The sequence below is a fragment of the Streptomyces sp. NPDC014861 genome, assembly GCF_043081625.1.
In the GTDB taxonomy this organism is placed as follows: Bacteria; Actinomycetota; Actinomycetes; order Streptomycetales; family Streptomycetaceae; genus Streptomyces.
Genome location: NZ_JBIBWV010000005.1, coordinates 136,237 through 154,917, shown reverse-complemented (window position 1 = coordinate 154,917; position 18,681 = coordinate 136,237). Strand labels below are relative to the sequence as shown.

The window sequence follows — 18,681 nt, the reverse complement described above, 5'->3', positions numbered from 1 at the left end:
CGCGCCCTGCTCCGGGGCCGCATCCGCACACGGCGGGTGCGGCCCCGGAGCCGTCCACGCGGTGCGTGCCCTTCCTTTCCTCCCCTCCGGCGGCGAGCCTGACCGCTCGGGCGCCCGCCGTGGGGCAGCGTCCGAGCCCCGGGGCATCGAGCCCGACCGACACCGAAGGGGAGCCCATGAGCCACGATCCCGTACACGCCGCACTCGACCGGCTGGCCGAGCGGGCCGGCCCGCGGGTCATCGCCTGGCGGCGGCACCTCCACCGGCACCCCGAACTGTCCAACAGGGAGGAGGGCACCGCCCGGCTCGTCGCCGGTCATCTGCGCGACCTGGGCGTCGACGAGGTCCGTACGGGCATCGCCGGGCACGGGGTCGTCGGCGTGCTCAGGGGAACGGCGCCCGGTGGCGGCGGACGCGTGGTGGCGCTGCGCGCGGACACGGACGCGCTGCCCGTGAAGGACCTGTGCGGGGAGGACTTCGCCTCCACGGTCGTCGACACCGAGTATCCGGGCGGGCCGTTCCCGGTCTCGCACGCCTGCGGGCACGACTGCCACACGGCGATGCTGATGGGGGCGGCGACGGTCCTCGCCGAGGTGCGCGACCGGCTGCCGGGCACCGTCCTGTTCGTCTTCCAGCCGGCCGAGGAGGGGCCGCCGGTGACCGAGACCGGCGGCGCGCTCGCCATGGTCGAGGCGGGCGCCTTCGCCGACCCGGTGCCGACGATGGCCTTCGGCATGCACGTGACACCGTTCCCGAAGGGGTACGTCGGCTACCGGGCCGGCAACCAGTACGGCGCCTCCGTGCTGGTCCGGATCACGATCGGCGGCCGGCAGGTGCACGGATCCACACCGTGGCAGGGCGTCGACCCGATGCCCGCGGCCGGGGCGGTGCTCACCGGGATCGGGCAGCTGTACCGGCAGGTGTCGGCCTTCGATCCGGTGACCGTCACCATCGGGCACGTCGAGGACGTCGGCCGGTTCAACATCATCGGCGAGACCGTGACGCTCTGGGGCACCGTCCGCTGTGCCGTGGAGTCCGACATGGCGGACGTGCGCGAACGGCTCCGGCGGCTGGCCGAACATTCGGCGGCGGCGTACGGCGCCACGGCCGAGGTGGAGTACCTCCAGCCGGTGCCGCCGGTGCACAACACCGGGCCGTGGGTGGCGGCCGGGCTGCCGACCCTCCGGCGGGTGGCGGGAGAGGACCGGGTCCTGGAGACCGGGGCGACCCTCGGCTACGACGACGTCTCCGAGTTCCTCTCGCGCTTCGGCGGGCTGTACGTGATGCTCGGCGTCCAGGACGCGGTGCTCGGCCCGGACGGGCTCCCCGTCGCGGAGGAGGGCGGACGCGGCCTCGTCACCAACCACCATCCGGGCTTCTACGCCGACGACGACACGCTCGTCACCGGTGTCCGGCTCCACGCCCACGTCGCGTACGACCACCTCGCGGGGGCGCTCCTGCCCGCCGGGTGAGCCGCCCGGCCGAGTTGCGCGCGCGGACGCAGCGGCGAGGCTGGAGGTATGGACCTGGACCTCACCGCCCTCGCCGACGAGCACCTGTCCGCCGCCCGCACCGCACCGCACGGCCGCAGCGCCCGTCTGGTGCTGCACGACGGGGTGCTGCGGCAGACCGTGATCGCGCTCGCCGCCGGTACGGCCCTGGACGAACACAACGCGCCTCCGGCGGCGAGCCTCCAGGTGCTCACCGGCCGGGTGCGGCTGACCACGCACGGCTGGGCGGACGAACTGACCGCCGGCGCGCTGCGCGAGATCCCGAAGGAACGCCACGGACTGACCGCCGTCGAGGACTCCGTGGTGCTGCTGACGGCGGTCAACGACTGAGCCGCCTCGGGGCGGCGGTGCGACGGCCGAGCGCCTGACCCCCAGCGGTGCGACCGGCGAGCCGCCCGACGCCCAGCGGTGCGACGGCCGATCTGCCCGACAGCGCGCGCCCCGTCATCCGATCGCGTCGAGGTCCCGCGCGTAGTGCTCGATGGCCGGGCGGTACTTCCGTACGGACGGGTCCTCGCTCGTGGCGGCGAGGAGGGTCAGGAGCAGGCGCACGGAGTCGTGGTGGCGGCCGGTGTTGTACAGGGCCATCGCAAGGAAGGCGCGCAGGGCGCCGTCCTCGGGGAACTCCGCCGCCGCCGGTTCCAGCAGTCCGACGGCGTCCTCGTGACGGCCGAGGGTCCGGTAGGTGCTGCCGAGACCCAGGAGGGCGCCGCGCCGGTCGTCGGCCGTGAGGCCGGGGCCGGCGAGCGCGGTCTCGTAGTACGGCACGGCGTCGGCCTCCAGGCCGAGGACGTCGTGCGCCCAGGCGGTCTGGTAGGCGACCTCCGCGTCGCCGGGGAGGCGCGCGGCCAGGGAGACCAGCCGGGCGCGCCCCTCCTCCCGGCGGCCTCCGGCGCGGAGCGCGACCGCCTCCTCCAGCAGCCGGTCGCGCTCACCGGGAGTGGGGACGGAGGCGGGAGGGGGAGCGGGGGCCGAGTCCGGGTCGCGGTCGGGGGCCGTCTCGGGGGCGGTGTCGTCCATCGGGTCATGATGGCAGCGGCATCCGCGTACCGACGGGGCCGGGGGCGGGGTCTGACGCTCCGTCCTGGGCACCGGCCCACCTCCATGCCCCCCCTGTTAACGTTCACGAATGCGCCCTTTGTCCCGATTCGATATGCGTGGTCTCGCGCGGCGCGCGGCAGCACTGCGGCCCCGGCGGCGGACCGGCACGGTCACGCTCCCGGAGGACGGGACGGCCGGACGGGAACGGCTCAGGGACCTCGCCGCACTCCTCTGCGAGCTCGGCTCCGACCTGCTGCGGGCCGCCGAGCGCAGCTCCGAGGTCGAAAGGACGCTGCACGACGTCGCCGCCCGCTACGGCACCCGGGCGCGCTGCTTCGTGGTGCCGACCGGGCTGTTCGTGCGGGTCGGCGGCGGCCCCGACGGCCGTGGCGGCGAGCTCGACTTCGCCCCAGTCGAGGGACCCGACCTCCGGCTCGACCAGGTGGAGGCCCTCCAGGCGCTGGTCACCCGGATGTCGGCAGAGGAGGTGCCGTTCGACGAGGTGCGGCGGGCGCTGGGGAAGAACCGAGAGCGGCCGGAACGGTTCAGCCCGTCGGCCACCGTCTTCGGCTACGTACTGCTGACGGTCGGGCTCGGCACCATGCGGCACGCGACCCTGCCCGCGATCGCGGGGTACGCGGCGCTCGGCGCCGGCGTCGGCCTGCTGCGCCTGTTCGGCGACCGGCTGCCCTCGGCCCGTACCGCCCTGCCGGTGGTCACCGCCATCCTGGTCACCGCCGCCGCGCTGCGCTGGGCCGGTCCCCTGCTGCACGAGAACCCGGCCGTGCTCTACATCCCGCCGCTCATCGCCTTCCTCCCCGGCGCCGCGCTCACCCTCGGTGCGATCGAACTCGCCACCGGGGCCGCGCTGTCGGGGCTCTCCCGGCTGGCCGGCGCGGTGAGCGTCCTGCTGCTGCTCTCGCTCGGCATCCTGGTCGGCTCCGAACTGCTGCGCCCGTACCCCTCGGGCGGCAGGTCCGCGGAACCGCTGGGCGCGTGGGCGCCGTGGGTGGGAGTGCTGCTGCTCGGCTTCGGCTTCCTGCTGTACTTCTCCGCGCCGCCGCGGGTGACGGGCTGGCTGCTCGGCGCGCTCCTCGTCGAACGGCTGGTGCAGTCGACCGCGTCCGAGGTGGCCGGGGCGACCTTCGGCGCCTTCGCCGCCGGGGCGGTCCTGCCGCCGATGGCGACCTGGATCGAGAAGCGCTCCCGCACCCCCGACCAGGTGGTCTTCCTGCCCTGCTTCTGGCTTCTGGTCCCGGGCGCGATCGGGCTCACGAGCGTCTCGGAGATCATCGTGGAGAAGGACACCGACGGCGGTCTGAACAGCCTCGTCGGCACGGTGATCACGGTGGCCGCGATCGCCCTCGGCGTGCTCGTCGGAGCGGGCCTCCAGCGACGGCCCCGGCTGCTGCTCGGCGAACCCGCGCCGAGCACCCCCGCCCCCGGACCGGAGGTCCGCCGGCCCGAGGCCGCGGACGGCAGCGGGGCACCGCCCGCGGGCACCGGGGGCTGAGCCGCCCTCAGCGGGCGGCTCCACGACACGGCGGGGCGGGACCGGAGGGCGGGACGAGGTGGCTGAGCTCCGCGGTCACGGGCTGCCCCCTCCGTACGTACGGGCTCCCCCGCCGTCGCCGGGTCAGGAGGAGACCGCTAGCCCCCTGCGGGAGTGTTCGGAGCGCGAGGCGGGGGACCCGGCGGCGAGGCCTTGGCCCGCCGGCTCCTCCAGGACGGGACGAGCGGTGTACGCGCCTCCGGCGGGCAGCCCGGCGGGTGTCGGAGGGGTCGGCTCGGCCGGGGACCCGACGCCCCGCGCGTCGGTGACGGTCGACGCTGCGGACGTCACGGGCGAGAGTTCCGGGAGAGGGCTCGAACGGGTCAGCGGGGCGGGTCCGGAAGTTCCTCGCCGGTCTCCAGGAGCGACTTCAGGCTGGAGACGATCGCGGGCCAGCCCTCCCCGATGAGCCCGCGCATGATGCCGTCCGGCTCCAGGCCGCCGTGGGTGACGGTCAGTCGGACCATGTCCCCCGAGGGTTCGACGGTGAAGGTGACGGTGGAGCGGCGCTCGCGGGAGAGGCGTCCGTACACCTCGTCGTCCAGGCCGACGGCCTTCGCCCATTCGGGGGTGAAGGTGTGCCAGGTGTAGGAGAGGAGGCGGCCCGGGACGGCCTCGACGACGACCTGCTCGGGGTCGGCGGTGCTGCGGCCGCCCTCGTCCCAGACCATCGCAGCGCCGGGGGTCCACTCCGCCTCGAAGGCCACGCCCCAGTAGCGTCGGGTCAGTTCCGGCTCCGTCAGCGCCTTCCAGAGGTCGTCCGGGGTGGTCCTGATGTAGCTGATGTAGACATAGGCGTCGGTGTCCATGGCGCTGCTCGCTCCTCCGGCTTCCCCCGGTCGTCTCCCCCGCGGTGTCCTGGTGATCCAGCGTAGGCAGCCACCGGGTCGGGTGCCAGGCAAGCGGGTGCGGACCGAGGCCCGGAGGGTCTGGACCGTGGGTCCTGCGGTCGTTGAATAGGTGCGGAGGAAACTATTCAACGGACTGCTAGCGTGTCCGGATGTCCCTCAAGCACGCCGTCCTCGCAGCTCTTCTGGAGGGCGAGGCATCCGGATACGACCTCGCCAAGATCTTCGACGTGTCCGTCGCCAATTTCTGGGCCGCCACCCCCCAACAGCTCTACCGCGAGCTCGACCGGCTCTCCGAGGCCGGGCTCATCACCGCCCGGGTCGTCGAGCAGGAACGGCGCCCGAACAAGCGGATGTTCAGCCTCACCCCGGAGGGGCACCGGGACCTCGACGCGTTCACCTCCGAGGCGCCGCGTCCACTGGCGGTACGGGACGAGCTGATGGTGCAGGTGCAGGCGTGCGACGGCGGCGACACGGAGGCCGTGCGGGGCTTCGTGGCGGGGCGGATGGACGTCTCGCGGGAGAAGCTGGCGCGGTACGAGCGCCTGCGGGAATGGCTGCTCGGCGGGCGGGACGAGGAGACGTATCTGCGCGAGTCGGAGCGCGTCGGACCGTATCTGACGCTGATGCGCGGCCGGTTGCTCGAGGAGGAGAACCTCCGCTGGAGCGAGCGGGTGCTCGCGGTCCTCGACGCGCGGATCGCCGCCGGCGGGGGCGGCGGCGGGGTGACGCCGGCTCCTACCCTGAGGTAGAACTCTCGGGTAGCCCGCCGGGCAGGCCGGGGGGTACGGGCTGGGCGGACGCCGGGAGGCCGGCGCGCCCGACGAAGGGGCGGACCCCATGAACGTCGGTGACCTCGTCGAGGACTTCACCCTTCCGGATGAGACCGGCACCCCGCGCTCCCTCTCCGGACTGCTGGAGGAAGGGCCGGTCGTGCTCTTCTTCTACCCGGCGGCGATGACGCCCGGCTGCACCGCAGAGGCGTGCCACTTCCGCGACCTCGCCGCCGAGTTCCGCGCGGCGGGCGCGCTGCCCGTGGGTGTCAGCGGGGACGTCGTCGAGAAGCAGCGGGAGTTCACCGAGCGGCACTCGCTCGGCTATCCGCTGCTCTCCGACCCCGAGGGCGCCGTGCGTGAGCGCTTCGGAGTGCGGCGCGGCTTCTCGCTGGCCCCGACGAAGCGGGTCACCTTCGTGGTCGGGCAGGACCGGCGGGTTGTCGAGGTGGTCCGCAGCGAACTGCGGATGAGCGCCCACGCGGACCGCGCGCTCGCCGCACTCGCGGCGCTGCGCGCGTCCTGAACCCGGAGAAGTCCGCCGCGCCTCGATGCCGGCTGCGTCGAGCCCTGCGCCGTGACTCTCCCGCCTTGGTCCTCGCGCCCCGAATGCCGGGCTCCGGTCAGACTCCGAGCAGCTTGGCCTTCGCCGCGGCGAACTCCTCGGGGGTGAGCAGTCCCCGCTCGACGAGGGCGGCGAGCCGGGTCAACTGCTCCGTGAGGCCTCCGGCGTCCTGGGCGCCTGCCTGAGGGGCCGGCGGGGGCGGCGCGGCGGGGGGCGGCGGGGACTGGAACGGCTGCGCCTGCTGGGTCGGTCGAGCCTGCTGCGTCTGCTGTGACTGGAGGTCGGCGATGGCCTGCTCCTGGTCCTGCTCTCGGCGGGAGGCACGGGCCGCACTGCGGCCGGCGGCGTACGCGGCTCCGCCGACGAGCGCGCCGCGCAGCAGCGGCGCTCCCGCGGGCCGGATCACCGGGCGGGCGAGCGGGCGTCGTCGCATGAACATGCCGGTCAGCTCCTTCCGGCGGCCGCGGTGACCGCCTCCTCGTAGGCGGCACGCGCCTCTTCCACATGGGCGTCGGGGATCCGGACCCGGGCCGCCACACGGCCGCCCGCCTCCTGGATCGCCTCGGCCGCCCGCGCGGCCCAGATGTGCTCGACCAGCAGCATCAGCGCGCAGGAGCCGGGCTCCAGCGACTGGGCGACCTCGGCCGCGTCCTCGGGGCCGAGGAGGTTCGCCTCCGGTCCGATCTCGGCCGTGGCCTCGTCGTACTCGTCGTACTCGATCAGCTCGGAGGTGGAGACCTCCCCGCTCGGGGCCCTGACCACCACGAGCGAGTCGATCAGCCGGACCTGGCCCTCCTTGCGGAGCTCGGCGATCGCGGCGACGGCCGCCACCTTCAGCCGCTCCCCCGGAAAGGCGAGCACGACACATTCCACCGGTCCCATGGCACTCCGCTCCTCGTCGTCCCCGCGGACCGCCGTCCGCGCACGGGAGTTCCCATCCGAACACGGCGCCGGGAGGGTCGCACCCGGAGCCCGGACGGACCGCCACGACATGCGGGGGCGGGCCGGACGGGTGAGACTCGCTCCAACGCGCGGCCCTCCCGGCCGCGAGGGAACGGAGTGCGCAGGAATGGACGACTACCCCCTCCTGAACGTCTTCTGGACGATGCTGTGGTTCTTCCTCTGGATCATGTGGCTCTTCCTGCTCTTCAAGGTCATCACGGACATCTTCCGGGACCACGACCTGCACGGCTGGGGCAAGGCGGGCTGGCTGATCTTCTGCATCCTCCTGCCCTACCTGGGCGTCCTCGTGTACGTCATCGCCCGCGGCAAGGGCATGGGGCTGCGCGACGCCAAGCAGGCGAAGGACGCGGAGTCCCGCTTCCAGGAGTACATCCGGCAGACGGCCGGCACGCAGGCCGCGGCGAACGGCACCCCGAGCACGACGGACGAACTGGCGCGGCTCGCGGACCTGAAGGCGAAGGGCGCGATCTCCGAGGAGGAGTACCAGCAGGCGAAGACCAAGATCCTCGCCTGAGCCGCCGCTCCCCCACCACCCGTATCCCGGACCCGCACCCTTAATGCGAGTCCGGGATACCTCTTTGATACGGTCAGTGCGTGAGGTTGACCAAGTTCACCGACCTGGCTCTGCGCGCCGTGATGCGCCTGGCCGTCGCCGCCGACGAGGAGCCCGTCACCACGCGCGCGGTGGCGGAGGAGATGGCCGTGCCGCACGCCCACATGGCGAAGGTGGTCACGCGGCTCCAGCACCTCGGCGTGGTCGAGGCCCGGCGCGGGCGAGGGGGCGGGCTCGCGCTCACCGACTTCGGCCGCCGCTCCTCGGTGGGCTGGCTGACCAGGACGCTGGAGGGCGAGGAGGAGGTCGTCGGCTGCGAGGCCGACCCGCCGTGCCCGCTGCGGGCGGCCTGCCGGCTGCGGGGCGCGCTGCGGGAGGCGCAGGACGCCTTCTACCGCACGCTCGACCCGCTGACGGTGGCCGATCTCGTACGGTCGCCGACCGGACCCGTGCTGCTCTCCCTCACCGCCCGGCCCCCTTCGTGACCCCCCGACCCCCGGGGTGACGCCTCAGGCGTCGCTCCGGGGTACCGCCGTCGCTTTAAATGCGTAGATCATCTACCAGATTGAGAGTTCCGATGCTGTCCGAGCAGGCCGTTCCCGTCGTCCGTGCCACGCTGCCCGCCGTCGGCGGAGCACTCGACGAGATCACCGAGCGCTTCTACGGGCGCCTCTTCGCCGCCCACCCCGAGCTGCTGCGCGACCTCTTCAACCGCGGCAACCAGGCCAACGGCGAGCAGCGCAGGGCGCTCGCCGGCTCCATAGCCGCGTTCGCCGTCGCCCTCCTGGAGCACCCCGACACCCGGCCCGACGCCCTGCTCTCCCGCATCGCGCACAAGCACGCCTCGCTCGGTGTCACCGCGGACCAGTACAAGATCGTGCACGAGCACCTCTTCGCCGCGATCGTCGAGGTGCTCGGCGAGGCCGTCACTCCCGAGGTCGCCCAGGCGTGGGACGAGGTCTACTGGCTGATGGCGAACGCGCTCGTCGCCCTGGAGAGCCGCCTCTACCAGGACGCGGGCGTCGAGGACGGGCTGGTCTGGCGCCCGGTACGGATCTCCGAGCGGCGCGAGGAGACCGCCGACACCGTCTCCCTCACGCTCACGGACCCGGACGGCTCGCCCCTGCCGCCCTTCCTGCCCGGCCAGTACGTGAGCGTGCGCGTCGCGCTCCCGGACGGCGCCCACCAGATCCGCCAGTACAGCCTCTCCTCCGCGCCCGGCCGCCCCGCGTGGCGGATCACGGTGAAGCGGGTCGACGGCGACCCGGCGGGCGAGGTCTCGAACCAGCTGCACGCCCACGCCGCCGCCGGTGACCTCCTGGAGGTCTCCGCGCCCTTCGGCGATCTGGTGCTGCCCGAGGGCGACGGACCGCTGCTGCTCGCCTCCGCCGGCATCGGCAGCACCCCGATGCTCGCCATGCTCGACCACCTGGCCGCAACCGGAGCCGTACGTCCGGTCGTGGTCGTGCACGCCGACCGCTCCCCCGACGCGCACGCCCACGCCGGGGAGCTGCGCGCGCTCGTCGGCCGGCTCCCGGCGGGCAGCCTGCACCTCTGGTACGAGGAGCCGGGCGCGTCCGGCGCCCGCGCGGGCCGCGCCGACGTGACCGCGCTGGAGCTCCCGGCGGGCACGAGCGCCTACCTCTGCGGTCCGCTCCCCTTCCTGCGGGCGGTCCGCGGGGACCTCGTCGCTTCCGGCGTCGCCCCGGCCGACGTCCACTACGAGGTCTTCGGCCCGGACCTCTGGCTCGGCGCCTCGGCCTGACCCGGGCCCGGCCATGAGCCTTCGATCCTGAAGCACCATGGCGTTCCCGCTGCGGATCCTGCATAGTGTGGGCGCGGATCGGCCTCGCAATCAGTGGGCCGACAGGGAATGGACGGAAGCGATGGGATCGTACGGAGCGGTGGGCCACCCCCTGGACGCGCGGCGGCCGGTACGGGGCATCGCCCTCGACATCGGCAGCTCACGGACGCGGGCCTGGGCCCCGGGGGCGGGCGTCTTCGCCGACGTGCCGAGCGCGGGGGTCCGGCGCGACGGCGCGGCGGACGACTCCTCCCGGCTGCTGCTCCTCAAGCGACTGGCCGCCTCCGCCCCGGGCGGCCCGAGCCACGACACCGTCGTGATGCTGACCCATCCGGTGCTCGCCGCCCCCGCCGAGCGCGAGGCGGTCCGCCGGGTGGTCGACGGGCTCGGCCCCGTCCGGGTGATCGCCGTCGACAGCGCCCGCGCCGCGGCCGCCTACGCGGCACCGTCCGGCGGCGGTCCGCTGCTCGTCGTGGACCTCGGCGCCCGGCTGACCGAGGTCACGCTCGTCGTGGACGGACAGGTGCAGGACGCTCGGCTCGCGGAGCTCGGCGTGGACGACCTGCCCGCGCACGGCGGCGTGCCGGACGCGGTGGCCGGCACGGCCGCCGACATGGTGAGCGACATGTGGCGCGAGGACGGCACCGGCGCCGTCCGCGGCGCGCTGCGACGCGGGGTGCTGGTGACCGGCGGCGGCGCGCTCCGGCTCGACGTGACCGCGCGTCTGGCGCAGGTGCTGCGCGGCAGGGTGCGGCTGGCCAACGATCCGGCGACGAGCGTGGTGCGGGGCGCCGGACTGATGCTGGCCTCGGCCCTGAGGCACCCGGGGGCCCGGCACACCCCGTGACCGGGGCGTGCCGTGACCGGGGCGTGCCGGGGCACCGGGGCCGGTGTCAGCAGCCGGTCGCCCAGATGTGGGAATCGCCGCGGTCGTTGGCCGCGCCGTTGTACCCCACCTCCTGTCCCGGTGCGAGGCAGATGGTCATGCTGCCGCCCTGCCAGGCGCTCTCGTAGACGCGGACGTGGTCCTTGATGCCGGGGCCGGAGATGCCGTGGTTGGCCCAGGAGGAGTCGGTGTCGGAGATCCAGCTCTCCCACCAGCCGTCGTCACCGCTCCAGTTGGCCCGCTGCCCGCCGAAGTTGGCTTCCTGCCAGACGCAGAAGTGACCGGAGGGACATTCGGCGGCGGTGGCGGGGCCGGCGACGGCGAGGCCGGTGGTGAGGGCGAGCAGGGCGGCGGCCGTGGTGGCCAGGATGCGCTTCACGAGGAGGCGTTGCCTTTCCGTGGAGGGGTGGGCGCGGGCAGCTGGACCGCCCGCAGCAGCGCGCGGTCGCGCAACTGCCGGTAGGTGGTGAGCTCGTCGCGGTGCAGGGTGCGCACCTCGGTCAGCTCGGCGCGCTCCAGGCGGGCGCGGGTCTCGTCGAGGCCGGTCTCCCGCGCGCAGCGGGCGGCGTCCACGGGGTCGGGCCGGGCCGGCCGGGGGCGGCCGGGCGGTGCGACGCACACGGTCCAGCGGCCGAGGGCTGCCCGATGGGCGGGGTCGTCCCGGTAGCGGGCCTGGGCCTCGGCACGGAGGTTGTCGACGACGACCTGGGCCCGGAACCAGCGGCGCTGGTCGCCGTAGAGGCGGTCGCGGGCCGCGGCGAGACAGCCGTCGCTGTGCGCGGTGATGGTGGCTCCGGTGGCGAGCGTCACGGAGAGTTCGCGTGGGCCGGTGCCGAAGAGGGCGACCTGGAGGACCCGGTCCTCGGCGGGCGCTCGGGGCTCGGCCGCCGCCCGGATGCCGCGCTCGGCGAGACAGTCGCCGGCGAAGCGCCGCTCCGCCGCCTTGAGGAGCGCGTCCTGCTCCGCGCGCGCGACCGGTACGGCGGGCCGATGTGGCAGGTCGGGGCCGACGGAGGTGCAGCCGGTGAGCAGGGCCAGCGCGGCGGCGGCCGGTGCGGCGCGGCGGGCGATCGGTGCGATGACGAGCGGCATGGGTCCCCCTTCGCGCCGTGGCGCGGTGCCTGGTCGGCGGGCCGGAGGATGATCGTCGGCCGGCCTGAACGATCACTGCCCGTGACGACGGCGGCCATGCGTGAGGTCACTCGAAGGGGTCGAACGCGCCGTCGCGCGCGCCTCTGGAGCGCCGTGCGCGCGCTGTCCCGGAGACCGCTTCGGAGGCCGTCCCGGGCTTGCCCAGAAATGCCCCCCGGACATGGGGAGGCCCCGGCTGGACGGGGGATTCCAGCCGGGGCCGATCACCATGACGGGCGAAGGGCGGTCCACTCCGGGGGGGGAACCTGGGGACCGGGCCCCCTCGCCGTCACATCAAGTAGAACGGTGGGCGTTTTCCGAATGTTCCGGGCGCTCCGGGGTGAACGGTGTGAGTCGGCTCACCTGCCGCAGGTCGGGCACGGTGGCGGTCGTCAGTCCTTCTCGGGCCGGTAGACGGCTCCGGCGCGGGCGGTACCAGGGGCGAGGAGCTCGGGGACGGTCACGAAGGTGTAGCCGCGGTTCCGGAGTTCGTCGATGATCTCGGGGACGGCGGGGACGGTGCCGTCGTAGATGTCGTGGAGCAGGATGATGCCGTCGCGGTGGGCCTGGGTGAGGACGCGCTCGCGTATCAGGCCCGAGTCGGTGGTGGAGTAGTCCTTGGCGGTGATGCTCCAGAGGATCTGGGCGAGGCCCAGTTCGCGGCTGACGTCGCCGACGGTGGAGTCGGTGCGGCCCTGGGGCGGGCGCATGAGGACGGGCTTGCGGCCGGTGATCTTCTCGATGGCCTCCTGGGTGCGGGACAGCTCCTCGCGGACCTCGGCCTCGTCGAGGTCGGTGAGGATCTGGTGCGTCCAGGTGTGGTTCGCGACCTCGTGACCCTCGTCCGCGATGCGCCGGACGACCTTCGGGTAGCGGTCGACGTGCTTGCGCCCGAGGAGGAAGAAGGTGGCCGGGACCTTTTCCTCCTTGAGGATGTCGAGCAGGCGGGGGGTGTCCTTGCCGGGCCCGGCGTCGAAGGTGAGCGCGATGCACTTCACCTCGGCGCAGTCGACCCGACGGGTCCCGGCGCCCGCCTTGCCGTCGTCCCCGGACTCGGCCCGCGCCTCCTGCGGCGTCACGGTGTCCATGGCGCAGCCGCCCAGCGTGAGCATGAGCGTGGCGGCGGCCAGCAGGGCGGCGGTCCTCCCGCCGCGACGGCCCGGCCTGGATCGGAACATGGTGGTACCCGCTTTCCCCGGTTTCGTGTGTGTCGTGGCCGCGCACCGCCTGGTCAGGGCAGGTGCGCCGGATGGCCGCCGTGAACTCTACACACGGTGTATACCGAGGCCGGAAGGGGGGTCTCCCCTTCCGGGCGGGCACGCCGAAAGCCCCCCTCGCCATGCCTCTCCGTCCCCCGGGCACGACGCGCCCCCGGGCGGCGCCCGTCCGCTCCGCCCGGGGTGTCCTGTCACGCCCGTGCCGGCTTGGGCCGGCACGCCGTGGTCAGCGGGAGGCGAGGAGCAGTCGTGCCTCGGTCTCCTGGTCGCCCGAGACCGTCTGGCGGGACTCGACGGCGAATCCGGCGGCGAGCACCCTCTCGACCTCGGACACGGCTTGGTATCCGCCGGTCAGCAGGGCGCCGACCCTGCCGTCGAGCCGAGGGGGCCGCACTTCCTCACGCTGTCCTCCGGAGGTGTCGAAGGTCGCCATCCACACGGTGGCGACCGGCCCCGCGCCCGAAGGGCTCGGGGGCTCCAGGTCCTCCAGCCGGTAGTAGTGGTCGAGTACCTCGAACACGGCCCGCGCGTCCTCCTGGCGGCATTCGCTCAGCTGGACGGTGACGTCGGTGTCGATGTGCAAGTCGTACACGTCGCTCATCTCCTCGCGGCAGGCTGCCACCCCTCCAGCATCCCCCTCGCCTCCCGTCACGTCGACGGCTCCCGTCGCGCCGCCGTCAGTCCGCGGCGAGGAGCGAGTCGACGGTGTCGGCCTCGGCCGCGGACTTGTCCGGGCGGTGGCGGAGGACCCGGGCGAAGCGGAGGGTGATGCCGGCCGGGTATCGGGTGGAACGCTGGAGACCGTCGTAGGCGATCTCCACGACCAGTTCGGGGCGGACCGTCACGGTGAAGCCGTCGTCCTCGACGGCCAGTTCCGTCAGGCGGGCGGTCTGCCAGTCGAGCATGCGGTCGGTGAGCCCCTTGAAGGTCTTCCCTAGCATGACGAAGCCGCCGTCACCGGTGCGGGCGCCGAGGTGGAGGTTGGAGAGGTAGCCGGTGCGACGCCCGTGGCCCCGTTCGGCGGCGAGGACGACGAGGTCGACCGTGTGCACGGGCTTCACCTTGAGCCAGGTGCGGCCCCGCCGGCCCGCGACGTAGGGCGCGTCCAGCGCCTTGAGGAGGACGCCTTCGTGGCCCCGGGCCAGGGTGTCGGCGAAAAACCGCTCGGCCGCCTCCCGCTGCGCCGGGTCGGCGGGGGCGGTGACCTCGAAGCGGCGGACCCGGCGCTCCTCGGGCAGCAGGCGTGCGAGGACCGCGTTCCGGGCGCGGCCGGGACGGTCGACGAGGGGCTCGCCGTCGGCGGCGAGGACGTCGAAGAAGACCGGGGTCAGCGGGAGCGCGGCGCTGGCGCCGGTGACATCGGTGCGGGAGCCGACGCGCCCGGCGATGGACTGGAAGGCGGCCGGGCGGCCGGTGCCGGGGTCGAGGGCGATCAGCTCGCCGTCGAGGATGAACGACTCCGACGGCACCTCACGGGCGACGGCCACCACCTCCGGGAGGCGGGCGGTGATGTCGTCGAGCGAGCGCGTGTGGACCCGTACCTCCGTCCCGTCGCGGTGCACCTGGATCCGGATGCCGTCCAGCTTCTCCTCGACCGCGCACGGCCCCAACGCCTCCACCGCCTCGACGACCGAACCGGCCGTGTGCGCGAGCATCGGCTGCACGGGCCGGCCGACCCGCAGGGTGAACCGGTCCAGGGCGGCCCGTCCGTCCGCGAGGACCGCCTGCGCCACCGGCGGGAGCGAGCCCTCCAGCATCACGGCCCGCCGCAGTTCGGCGGCCGGCACCTCCGCCGCCTTGGCGACGCCCTCCAGCGCGACGGCGTCGAGCGCCCCCTGCCGCACCTCTCCGGAGAGCAGGCGCACCAGCAGCTCCTGCTCCTCGACGGTGGCCGCCGCACACAACTCCCTGACCCGCCGTGCCCGTTCCGCCTGGGATCCCGGCCCGGCCACGGCCGCCAGCGCGTCCATCGCCACGTCCACCTCGGCCAGGGTCAGCGTCGGCGCGGCCGCCGGGGGCACCGCCGGCGGCACGACCTCCTTCAGCGTGCTCCAGCCGACCCCGATGCGGCCCTGCGGCAATCGGCCCGAGAGATAGGCGATGACCAGGTGACTCTCCTCGGGCGTGGCCTCGGCGAAGAGCTCGGCGAGCAGGGCGGTCTTCCGCGACCTCGCCGAGGCGGCGGCGACCTGCCGGGAGACCTCCGCGACTCGGGCGAGCAACATGCCCCCATCGTCACCGGGCCTCCCCGCCGCCGCACCCGCAGGCGCGGACTCAGACGCAGACGCAGTCTCGGGCGGCGGGCAGCGGGCAGCGGGCAGGCTCTACCCCCAGTCCCGCCGCTCGCCCCAGCCGGACCCGGCCGTCCGCCCCGGGAGGGAGCGCCGGATCCGCGCCAGCAGTCCGGGGCGCCCGGGTCGCGGCGCCCGGCCGGGTGGGCGTCGCGACCCGGCGCGCGGCCGGGCCGGTGGCCGGGACGATGGACGGGTCAGTGGCCGGGACGCCGAAGACCCCGCCCTCCCCGGACCCGCCGCGGCCATCGGCTCCACACCCACAGGCCCCACACCCACGGGCTCGGCACCCACCGGCTCGCCGGGGATCGGCTCGACGGGGATCAGGGGCTCCGGCACCGGCTCCACAGGGATCGGCGACTCCGCCGTCGGCCGTGGCCGGTCCCCGGGGTGCGGCGCCTGGCAGACGGCGCGGGCCTCGTCCAACGCCAGGGCGAGGCTCATCCGGTGCCAAAGGATCTCGTCCGGGTCGTCGGCGCGGACGAGCCGGTCGGCGATGTCCCGGGAGGCGCCCGTGACCGGGAAGCCCGGCGGCGGGGCCGGGCGGAGCAGGTCGAGGTGGTTGCGCTCATAGGGGTCGTCGACGACCTCCGCGAGCTGCACCGGGTCGAGCAGCGAGGCGATCGCCGCCGCCCGGACCCATGGGTCGTCGGTGGCCCGCAGCAGCAGTCCGAGGTTGCGGGTGCGCCAGTTCCTGGCCCGCAGGTCGTCGGCCGCGGCCCGCTCACGCACCTCCACCGGCAGCCGGCCGGTGAGCAGGGCGGGGTACGCGGCACCGAGGGCGGTGACCTCGGCCGCCACGTACAGCCAGATGACCGAACGGTAGCGGTTGAGGTAGAAGCGGACCGGGCTCAGGTGGCCCGTGCGGGCCAGCCGGGTGAACCGCTCGTGGGTGATGGAGAGGAGTCCGGCGGCCTCCCCCGCCCCGATGGTCCTGACCCGCTCACGGAGGCCGTCGGGGAAGTCGGGCGCCGCCTTGAGCCGGTCGAGCTCCGCGCGCTCGACCGGGCGCCGCTCGGGCGCCCGGTCCCTGCCGCTGCCCCGGTCCCGGGCCGGTGGTGCGCCCGGATCAGGGGCCGGGTGCGGCGGGTGGAGCGGGACGGTCCTGATCAGCCCCATCCGCACGGCGAGCCGGAACTCTTCGCGCCGCAGTTCCAGCTCCTGCGCGGCCCGGGCCGGCGTCACCGTCCGCTCCGCCTCCCGCACCGGCCGCCCGTCCGACGCCGTCCGGTCCGCCGTCGTACCGCCCGCCGTCGTCCCGTCCCCCGTCGTCCGGGCCCCCGTCGTCCGGCCCCAAGCCGTCTGATCCACCGTCATGGCGTCCGCCGCCTCCCCCACTGGTTCGCCCGGCCTGCCGACCGGTCCGGGCTCCGATGAACCCGACACCACGAAGGTAACGCAGAGTGACGACGCTCGCACCGCCTGTGGACAACGGCCTGTGGACAACCGTCAGAGCGTGGGCTCGCCGACCTGTCGCGCGGAGACGCCCAGGTGCTCCCCGACCCGGTTGACCAGGAGCGTCATCTCGTACGCGACCTGGCCGACGTCGGCCTCCGCGTCGCTCAGCACACAGAGGCAACTGCCGTCACCGGCCGCGGTGACGAACAACAGGGCCTCGTCGAACTCGACCATCGTCTGCCGGGCGCGGCCGGCCCTGAAGTGCCGGCCGGAGCCGCGCGCCAGGCTGTGCAGTCCGGAGGAGACCGCGGCCAGGTGCTCCGCGTCCTCCCGCGCGAGTTCGCTGCTCGCGCCGGTCACCAGACCGTCGTTCGACAGCACCAGGGCGTGGCGTATCGGCCCCACCCTGCGGGTCAGATCGTCCAGGAGCCAGTCGAGCCCCTTGTCCAGCGCCATGCGATGGTCCTCCCCCTCGTCGGTGCGGTCGCGCCGGCCGGGCCCCGTGCCCGCGTGCGCCGGTACGGACCGCGTGTCGCGGCAAGCCTTACGCACTGTCGTGGACAGGGCAAGCACCCCGGTCGGCCCGGGTGCGCCGCCGTCCGGCGACCCGTGCCGCACGATGGGGTCATGACGAGAATGACCGAGGACCAGTGGCGGGACTTCGTGTCCCGGGGAACCCGTACCGGCAAGCTCGCGACCGTCCGGGCGGACGGCAGTCCGCACGTCGTGCCGGTGTGGTTCGTGCTCGACGGCGACTCCTTCGTGTTCAACACCGGGAAGGAGACGGTGAAGGGCCGCAACCTCGCCCGGGACGGCCGGGTGTCGCTCTGCGTGGACGACGACGCACCGCCGTTCTCGTACGTCACCCTGAGCGGCCGGGCCGAGCTGAGCGAGGACCCCCTGGAGCTGATCCACTGGGCGACCGTCATCGGCGGTCGCTACATGGGTGAGCACCGCGCGGCGGAGTTCGGCGCCCGCAACGGGGTGCCGGGCGAGCTCGTCGTCCGCGTGAGGATCGAGAAGGTGGCCTCGGCGGGCGGAGTCTCCGACTGACGCCTCCGGCGGGCCGCTTCGGGCCGAGAGGCCGACGGCCGGCCGCGCACCCGCGGGTTCAGCCGACCGTGTCGAGGAGCCGGGCCGTGTGCATGCGCCCGGCGTACTCGACGACCCGGATGAGGACCTCCTTGCCGGAGTCCCGGTCGCGCGCGTCGCAGAGGACCACGGGCGTGCCCTGGTCCAGGTCGAGGGCGCGGGACACGTCCTGCGCCCCGTAGGAGCGTGCGCCCTCGAAGCAGTTGACGGCGACCACGAACGGGATCTTCCGGTGCTCGAAGTAGTCGACCGCGGGGAAGCAGTCCTCCAGCCGGCGGGTGTCGGCGAGGACGACGGCGCCCAGGGCGCCCTGGGAGAGCTCGTCCCACAGGAACCAGAAGCGATCCTGCCCGGGGGTGCCGAAGAGGTACAGGGAGAGTCCCGCGCGGATCGTGATCCGGCCGAAGTCCATGGCCACGGTGGTGGTCGTCTTCCGGTCCACTCCCCCGGTGTCGTCGACGAGTTCGCCCGCCCTGCTGAGCCGTTCCTCGGTGCGCAGGGGGCGGATCTCGCTGACGGCGCCGACCAGAGTGGTCTTCCCTACCCCGAAGCCGCCGGCGACGAGGATCTTCAGGGCGAGAGCGGTGTCGTCGCCGCCGTCCGCGCCGGTGCTGTCAGAGCGCTCGTAGGCCATCGATCACTTCTCTCAGGATGCGTTCGTCGGGGAGCTGGGCGGGCGGCACGGGCCGGCTGACGCGTACGAAGCCCGATTCGAGGAGGTCGCCGAGGAGGACCCTGACGACGCCCACGGGCAGGTCGGCGTCTGCGGCGAGTTCGGCCACGGACTGGGTCTCGGCCCGGCAGAGGGCGAGCAGGGCGCGGTGTTCGGGCCCGAGGACGGCCTCCTCTGCGGGGCCCGGCGGATCGTCGTCGACGACGACGAGGGCGATGAGGTCGAACCGTACGTTGCTGGGACCGGGTTTGGTGCGCCCGCCGGTCATCGCGTACGGCCGGACGAGCGGTCCGGCGTCGGCGTCGTACCACTGGCTGCCCGGCCCCGGCGGGCCGCCGGGGGTGTCGGCCTCGGTGTCGCCGGTGCTGTCCATGGTCATGGGA

23 protein-coding genes are annotated in these 18,681 nt (G+C 74.2%); 10 read left to right on the top strand and 13 right to left on the bottom strand.

Features of this window, described 5'->3' with window-relative positions; all coding sequences use genetic code 11:
* The first annotated feature begins 176 nt into the window (after positions 1-176).
* Both ACF1BN_RS12720 and ACF1BN_RS12715 read left to right on the top strand, forming a co-directional pair.
* Positions 177-1,472: a M20 family metallopeptidase gene (locus ACF1BN_RS12720; RefSeq protein ID WP_392331600.1), complete on the top strand. Its 1,296-nt coding sequence runs from the start codon at positions 177-179 to the stop codon at positions 1,470-1,472.
* A gap of 48 nt (positions 1,473-1,520) precedes the next feature.
* The gene (locus ACF1BN_RS12715) at positions 1,521-1,841 is read left to right on the top strand and encodes a cupin (protein ID WP_392331599.1); all 321 of its coding nucleotides are present in this window, start codon (positions 1,521-1,523) and stop codon (positions 1,839-1,841) included.
* Positions 1,842-1,955: 114 nt separating this feature from the next.
* On the opposite strand, the gene ACF1BN_RS12710 is transcribed toward ACF1BN_RS12715, so the two are convergent.
* Complete coding sequence (locus ACF1BN_RS12710) at positions 1,956-2,531, bottom strand: tetratricopeptide repeat protein (RefSeq protein ID WP_392331598.1); 576 nt, start codon at positions 2,529-2,531, stop codon at positions 1,956-1,958.
* 118 nt (positions 2,532-2,649) lie between these two features.
* On the opposite strand from ACF1BN_RS12710, the gene ACF1BN_RS12705 reads away from it, so the two are divergent.
* A complete protein-coding gene (locus tag ACF1BN_RS12705) occupies positions 2,650-4,065 on the top strand; it encodes a threonine/serine exporter ThrE family protein (RefSeq protein WP_392331597.1) in 1,416 nt (471 codons plus the stop codon).
* 362 nt (positions 4,066-4,427) lie between these two features.
* Here the strand turns inward: ACF1BN_RS12705 and ACF1BN_RS12700 are convergent, their stop codons facing one another.
* Positions 4,428-4,913, bottom strand: a complete 486-nt coding sequence (locus tag ACF1BN_RS12700) for an SRPBCC family protein (RefSeq protein WP_392331596.1) — start codon at positions 4,911-4,913, stop codon at positions 4,428-4,430.
* Positions 4,914-5,104: 191 nt separating this feature from the next.
* Between ACF1BN_RS12700 and ACF1BN_RS12695 the strand changes: the two genes are divergently transcribed.
* Together ACF1BN_RS12695 and ACF1BN_RS12690 are read left to right on the top strand one after the other, a co-directional pair.
* Positions 5,105-5,704 carry a PadR family transcriptional regulator gene (locus tag ACF1BN_RS12695; protein WP_392331595.1) on the top strand — a complete coding sequence of 200 codons (600 nt, stop codon included), beginning with the start codon at positions 5,105-5,107 and terminating at the stop codon, positions 5,702-5,704.
* Positions 5,705-5,792: 88 nt separating this feature from the next.
* Positions 5,793-6,251, top strand: a complete 459-nt coding sequence (locus ACF1BN_RS12690) for a peroxiredoxin (protein ID WP_392331594.1) — start codon at positions 5,793-5,795, stop codon at positions 6,249-6,251.
* A gap of 97 nt (positions 6,252-6,348) precedes the next feature.
* Here the strand turns inward: ACF1BN_RS12690 and ACF1BN_RS12685 are convergent, their stop codons facing one another.
* A complete protein-coding gene (locus ACF1BN_RS12685) occupies positions 6,349-6,729 on the bottom strand; it encodes an SHOCT domain-containing protein (protein ID WP_392331593.1) in 381 nt (126 codons plus the stop codon).
* A gap of 5 nt (positions 6,730-6,734) precedes the next feature.
* Positions 6,735-7,172, bottom strand: coding sequence for a DUF6325 family protein (locus ACF1BN_RS12680; protein WP_392331592.1), 438 nt, complete (start codon positions 7,170-7,172; stop codon positions 6,735-6,737).
* A 187-nt stretch (positions 7,173-7,359) separates the two neighbouring features.
* On the opposite strand from ACF1BN_RS12680, the gene ACF1BN_RS12675 reads away from it, so the two are divergent.
* The 4 genes from ACF1BN_RS12675 to ACF1BN_RS12660 all read left to right on the top strand — a co-directional run bounded on the left by ACF1BN_RS12675 (position 7,360) and on the right by ACF1BN_RS12660 (position 10,457).
* Entirely contained in the window at positions 7,360-7,767 is a 408-nt protein-coding gene (locus ACF1BN_RS12675; RefSeq protein WP_392331591.1) for an SHOCT domain-containing protein, read from the top strand.
* 80 nt (positions 7,768-7,847) lie between these two features.
* Positions 7,848-8,291 carry an RrF2 family transcriptional regulator gene (locus tag ACF1BN_RS12670; RefSeq protein WP_392331590.1) on the top strand — a complete coding sequence of 148 codons (444 nt, stop codon included), beginning with the start codon at positions 7,848-7,850 and terminating at the stop codon, positions 8,289-8,291.
* A 92-nt stretch (positions 8,292-8,383) separates the two neighbouring features.
* Complete coding sequence (locus tag ACF1BN_RS12665; RefSeq protein WP_392331589.1) at positions 8,384-9,571, top strand: globin domain-containing protein; 1,188 nt, start codon at positions 8,384-8,386, stop codon at positions 9,569-9,571.
* Positions 9,572-9,692: 121 nt separating this feature from the next.
* Positions 9,693-10,457 carry a rod shape-determining protein MreC gene (locus ACF1BN_RS12660; protein ID WP_392331588.1) on the top strand — a complete coding sequence of 255 codons (765 nt, stop codon included), beginning with the start codon at positions 9,693-9,695 and terminating at the stop codon, positions 10,455-10,457.
* A gap of 46 nt (positions 10,458-10,503) precedes the next feature.
* Here ACF1BN_RS12660 and ACF1BN_RS12655 read toward each other — a convergent pair whose 3' ends face one another.
* From ACF1BN_RS12655 to ACF1BN_RS12625, 7 genes are all read right to left on the bottom strand, one after another.
* Positions 10,504-10,875, bottom strand: a complete 372-nt coding sequence (locus ACF1BN_RS12655) for a peptidase inhibitor family I36 protein (protein ID WP_392331587.1) — start codon at positions 10,873-10,875, stop codon at positions 10,504-10,506.
* A complete protein-coding gene (locus tag ACF1BN_RS12650) occupies positions 10,872-11,588 on the bottom strand; it encodes a hypothetical protein (protein ID WP_392331586.1) in 717 nt (238 codons plus the stop codon). The genes ACF1BN_RS12655 and ACF1BN_RS12650 overlap by 4 nt, the downstream gene beginning before the upstream one ends.
* A gap of 431 nt (positions 11,589-12,019) precedes the next feature.
* Positions 12,020-12,805, bottom strand: coding sequence for a polysaccharide deacetylase family protein (locus tag ACF1BN_RS12645; RefSeq protein WP_392331585.1), 786 nt, complete (start codon positions 12,803-12,805; stop codon positions 12,020-12,022).
* Positions 12,806-13,070: 265 nt separating this feature from the next.
* Positions 13,071-13,445 (bottom strand): hypothetical protein, encoded by a 375-nt coding sequence (locus ACF1BN_RS12640; RefSeq protein WP_392331908.1) that lies wholly within the window; start codon positions 13,443-13,445, stop codon positions 13,071-13,073.
* Positions 13,446-13,521: 76 nt separating this feature from the next.
* Complete coding sequence (locus tag ACF1BN_RS12635; RefSeq protein ID WP_392331584.1) at positions 13,522-15,069, bottom strand: ATP-dependent DNA ligase; 1,548 nt, start codon at positions 15,067-15,069, stop codon at positions 13,522-13,524.
* Between the two features lie 99 nt (positions 15,070-15,168).
* Positions 15,169-16,452: a DUF6397 family protein gene (locus ACF1BN_RS12630; RefSeq protein ID WP_392331583.1), complete on the bottom strand. Its 1,284-nt coding sequence runs from the start codon at positions 16,450-16,452 to the stop codon at positions 15,169-15,171.
* Positions 16,453-16,584: 132 nt separating this feature from the next.
* Entirely contained in the window at positions 16,585-16,989 is a 405-nt protein-coding gene (locus tag ACF1BN_RS12625; protein WP_392331582.1) for a roadblock/LC7 domain-containing protein, read from the bottom strand.
* A 171-nt stretch (positions 16,990-17,160) separates the two neighbouring features.
* Here ACF1BN_RS12625 and ACF1BN_RS12620 point away from each other — a divergent pair, with 171 nt between their 5' ends.
* Positions 17,161-17,586, top strand: a complete 426-nt coding sequence (locus ACF1BN_RS12620) for a PPOX class F420-dependent oxidoreductase (protein ID WP_392331581.1) — start codon at positions 17,161-17,163, stop codon at positions 17,584-17,586.
* Positions 17,587-17,644: 58 nt separating this feature from the next.
* Here ACF1BN_RS12620 and ACF1BN_RS12615 read toward each other — a convergent pair whose 3' ends face one another.
* Entirely contained in the window at positions 17,645-18,259 is a 615-nt protein-coding gene (locus ACF1BN_RS12615; RefSeq protein WP_392331580.1) for an ATP/GTP-binding protein, read from the bottom strand.
* A complete protein-coding gene (locus ACF1BN_RS12610; RefSeq protein ID WP_392331579.1) occupies positions 18,240-18,677 on the bottom strand; it encodes a DUF742 domain-containing protein in 438 nt (145 codons plus the stop codon). Before ACF1BN_RS12610 ends, ACF1BN_RS12615 begins: the two co-directional genes overlap by 20 nt.
* Positions 18,678-18,681 lie beyond the last annotated feature (4 nt).